General features: G+C 47.6%; 5 protein-coding genes. All 5 read right to left on the reverse strand.

Features of this window, described 5'->3' with window-relative positions; translation table 11 throughout:
* Window positions 1-226: 226 nt before the first annotated feature.
* On the reverse strand, window positions 227-1,168 hold the full coding sequence (locus ACFO6X_RS15720) for a hypothetical protein (RefSeq protein ID WP_382434922.1): 942 nt from the start codon (window positions 1,166-1,168) through the stop codon (window positions 227-229).
* A 62-nt stretch (window positions 1,169-1,230) separates the two neighbouring features.
* Window positions 1,231-1,851: a hypothetical protein gene (locus ACFO6X_RS15725; RefSeq protein ID WP_382434924.1), complete on the reverse strand. Its 621-nt coding sequence runs from the start codon at window positions 1,849-1,851 to the stop codon at window positions 1,231-1,233.
* A gap of 24 nt (window positions 1,852-1,875) precedes the next feature.
* Window positions 1,876-2,232 (reverse strand): DUF2834 domain-containing protein, encoded by a 357-nt coding sequence (locus ACFO6X_RS15730; RefSeq protein WP_382434926.1) that lies wholly within the window; start codon window positions 2,230-2,232, stop codon window positions 1,876-1,878.
* A gap of 316 nt (window positions 2,233-2,548) precedes the next feature.
* Complete coding sequence (locus tag ACFO6X_RS15735; RefSeq protein ID WP_382434928.1) at window positions 2,549-3,019, reverse strand: hypothetical protein; 471 nt, start codon at window positions 3,017-3,019, stop codon at window positions 2,549-2,551.
* Window positions 3,020-3,322: 303 nt separating this feature from the next.
* Window positions 3,323-3,823, reverse strand: a 501-nt coding sequence (locus ACFO6X_RS15740; protein WP_382434930.1) for a DUF2834 domain-containing protein, incomplete at its 5' end; no start/stop codon positions are given.

Below are 3,823 nucleotides of genomic sequence, written 5' to 3' on the forward strand. Positions count from 1 at the left end.
TGGCCAAAGAGGACTTCAAAAATACACAGGCGTACCCACTTCCAACGAGATAAAACAGGGGTAACTCGTTCAGTGTCACGAAAGTAGATAATCTTCCAGTAGTTCTGGATGATTGGTCTCTGCGTATTGATGACCTTGAGGTTGCGCTTCTGTTGCAATTAAGACACCTAACGAACTAAGGTAAGCGGCGGCTGGAAGCCGTCCGCTTGAGCACCATGTTAGGCCACTACCCTCCACTACGAAGGCTTAACAACTCTTCAGAGGTTGGTTCAATAACCTGAATGCGCAGAAGACCGGACGTAATCGCTGGTTCAAACTCGCGCTGCAAACGGTCAACGTACGAGCCTGGTGGCCGAGATGTAGACGGATCAGGCACGTTAACTAGCAGCAATGCCAAGTAGACGTTTGCCTTCTTGATTGTTTTGTAGTGATGAATTTTTGTAAGCATCACGTACAGGCGATCCCGAAACATAATTGATGCGTACTGAGTCGGTCGTGTTTCAACGAAAATCTCGGAGTCTGTAGCATTGATGTAGGCATCAAAGATTGGTGTTATATCTGTTATTGGATCAATGCCAGAGAATTGGGTGGACAGTTTTGCATCGCGAATCAAATTAAAAGATTGCAAGTTATTACTTACAACAAAATTTCTGATAGCGAGCTCTTCAGCCTTGGCTCTATCAAACTGGCGTTCAACAGCTACTTGGGGTTGTGCAGCCGGTGATGTTTCTTCTTCATTCTTTTTGTCTTCTATCTCTTCCGCCGGTGCTTTCTTGACTGTCAATAAATCAATCATATTTTCTGGAAGGCCGAATATATTAGTGCTTGTTTGCCTCTGCGAAACACTGTTTGATATTGAGATAAGCTGCCCCCTGAGCTCAGTATTTTCTTTCTTGAGCTCAGTTGTTTGCGCCTCCTTCTCTTTGATGGTACGAGACATTGTGACGAGCTTACCAACAGAAAAGTTGTCGAAGAGCTCACTTAATACAAGCACCAGAATAAAGGCCAAGAGTACGAGGAGGCCCGCCGATATTTCTGCCTTGGGATCGATGTAGAAGTAGCGATAGACCACGAGTGTGGCGAGAAACCCGCAAAACGCCACAATCAGTAGCCGAACGAACCAGTTGTTGCGGGAGTTCGAAGTTTCCATATGAATGATGAGCTCCAATTGTGGTGGCCTAACGAATAAGCTAAGCCGACCGCCGAAGGCGGGTCGGCTTGAGCGTGTGGTTAGGCATTTTTATTTCCTCGTCCAACTTCAAAATCCATTCCATAGTGGCATCGGTATTTAATCGAAATTTGAATTTCTTTTGCAAGTTTTTTCAAAATCTCTCTGCCCTTCATGAAAGTTAGGTCATCCTTTGGTATTTGTGTTTTAAAAAGAATCTTTTCCTGCCCCTTATCTAAAGCTTCTCCCTCTTCTAAATACCGAGCTTCTGTGATGGATCTTCCCTTGGCGTGCGTGGAGTTGTTTACAAGTTTTAAGAATTCAATAAAAACTGAATCTGAGTCTTCAATTTTTGTATTGCCTAAATTTACGGAGTATCTGGAAATAATAGCAGGGCCGAGGCCTACATTTTTTAGAGACAACGTGTAAATTAAAAAATCTTCTTTGATAGTGCCATCTAGATAACTCTCGATAACTAGTTGTGGTTTTACCTGTAATTTATTGTGCCGACGAACTGCGTACGAGTGATGAACTGTCGTTACGAGAGAAAGAACTGCAACGAACAAAGACACCGTAACGCCTATAGATAGCTGCCATCCGAATTCCCATGAATGCCCTAGGGCAAAGCCAAAAATAAAAACAAAAACGGCAGAAAGAATCGCTGGAGCAATGAACGTCGACATTTGGTTATAAGACTAACGCCTGAGTTAAGCCGCGCCGCGAAGCGGTGTCGGCTTGAATGAATTGTTAGGAGCCATCGCCGCAAGATGCCGCTCCCGCAATAACAGAAACAGCGGCAATGCTAATGAAGGGCCGACCATAAGACAAGATAACGGTAGCCATAAGTGACGCATTGCAAGCTTGCGTCCTTCAGCAACTAAGAACACAGCGACAACGATACCTGAAATCAGAACATCAGCCCAAGCGAACGAGGCAATTTGACTTGATGTAGCCTGCTGCAATAGGAGAGGGACATTGAGGCCATGTGCAGAAAGCCACGGGACGAACTGCGAGAGGGGCAATGCCGCGCCAGCAATACAAAGAAGGACGTAGAAAATCTGCACGTTTTTTCCTGCGAAGCCTAACGAACTAAGGTAAGCGGCAGCTGGAGGCTGTCCGCTTGAGCGCAAAGTTAGAACCAACGCCCACACAGCAACTACCCAAAGCCAGCAGCATAACTGGGAAGACGAACCTAGACCAGCGCCTATACGAAACCAAATAATACTGACCGGCCAATCAAAAGTAAAACCTACTTTGAAATTACTGACGACAGAAGAAACAAACTTTTACAGCATTGAATTGAGCACTGCTGTGAGCCACGGCTAACGAACCAAGGTAAGCGGCAGATAGGAGCTATCCGCTTGAGCGCCGGGTTAGCCATCAATCTTTGCGCTTCTGCTCCGCTTCCTTCAACGCCTTGAGCCTCGCTGGTGCTTCTGCGATCAGGGTTTGAAAGGCTTGCTTTCTGTCTTCGAGGCTCCCCCAACTAGAGGTGTGGGGGACGTAAGAAAGTGCTCGAAAAAGGAAGTACATGGCAATAAGAAAACCGACAGAGGAAAAGACTTCAATAGCATTTCCAAGCGCGAGAGACAGCGCGGAAACGATGCCTGCCTTTAAGAGATAGTGAAGTGCGGCATACATGCAGATAAAGCGCGAATCGTGTGCCAATGGGCCTTCCGCCTCATGTGCCATGAGCGCCCAGGTGCTCCCAGCCTTGTAATCCGTGGATAACCGTGAAGCAATTCGTTTTACGATTCGTTGGCCAAGCTCGAGCACGGCCCAGAACAAGGCAGAACCGAGCGCACCCTGAACTATGACTGGCCAATCAGTAATGGTCTTGATGATGTCCATATAAATTTTGTTTTTATGTCGTTGTTCGAGTTATGGCTAATTCGCGAAGGCTAACGAACCAAGGTAAGCGGCAGCTGGAAGCTGTCCGCTTGAGCGCCGAGTTAGAACCCAAGCCCACGCACCAGCCACCCAAAGCCAGCAGCATACCCGGAAAAACGAACCTGTACCAGCGCCTATACGAAACCAGATAATACTGACCGGCCAATCAAAAACAAAACATACTTTTGAACGCCAGTGACAGAGAAACTCAGATTTTGACAGCCTTGGAATAAGCACCGGCGTGGGCGAACGCTAACGCCTGAGTTAAGCCGCGCTGCGAAGCGGTGTCGGCTTGAATGAATTGTTAGGAGCCATCGCCGCAAAATGCCGCTCCCGCAATAACAGAAACAGCGGCAATGCTAATGAAGGGCCGACAATAAGACAAGATAACGGTAGCCATAAGCGACGCATTGCAAGCTTGCGTCCTTCAGCAACTAAGAACACAGCGACAACGATACCTGAAATCAGAACATCAGCCCAAGCAAACGAGGCAATTTGACTTGATGTAGCCTGCTGCAATAGGAGAGGGACATTGAGGCCATGTGCAGAAAGCCACGGGACGAACTGCGAGAGGGGCAATGCCGCGCCAGCAATACAAAGAAGGACGTAGAAAATCTGCATGTTTTTTCCTGCGAAGCCTAACGAACCAAGGTAAGCGGCGGCTGGAAGCTGTCCGCTTGAGCGCCGAGTTAGAACCCAAGCCCACACACCAGCCACCCAAAGCCAGCAGCATAGTCGGAAAAACGAACCTGTGCCAGTGCCGCC

Source organism: Giesbergeria sinuosa (genome assembly GCF_042652905.1).
GTDB classification, from domain to species: Bacteria; Pseudomonadota; Gammaproteobacteria; order Burkholderiales; family Burkholderiaceae_C; genus Simplicispira; species Simplicispira sinuosa.

What these genes read in the sequence shown, in the direction of transcription:
- ACFO6X_RS15725 (WP_382434924.1), bottom strand. Translation starts at nt 1,851, where the DNA reads ATGTCGACGTTCATTGCTCCAGCGATTCTTTCTGCCGTTTTTGTTTTT.
- ACFO6X_RS15735 (WP_382434928.1), bottom strand. Translation starts at nt 3,019, where the DNA reads ATGGACATCATCAAGACCATTACTGATTGGCCAGTCATAGTTCAGGGT.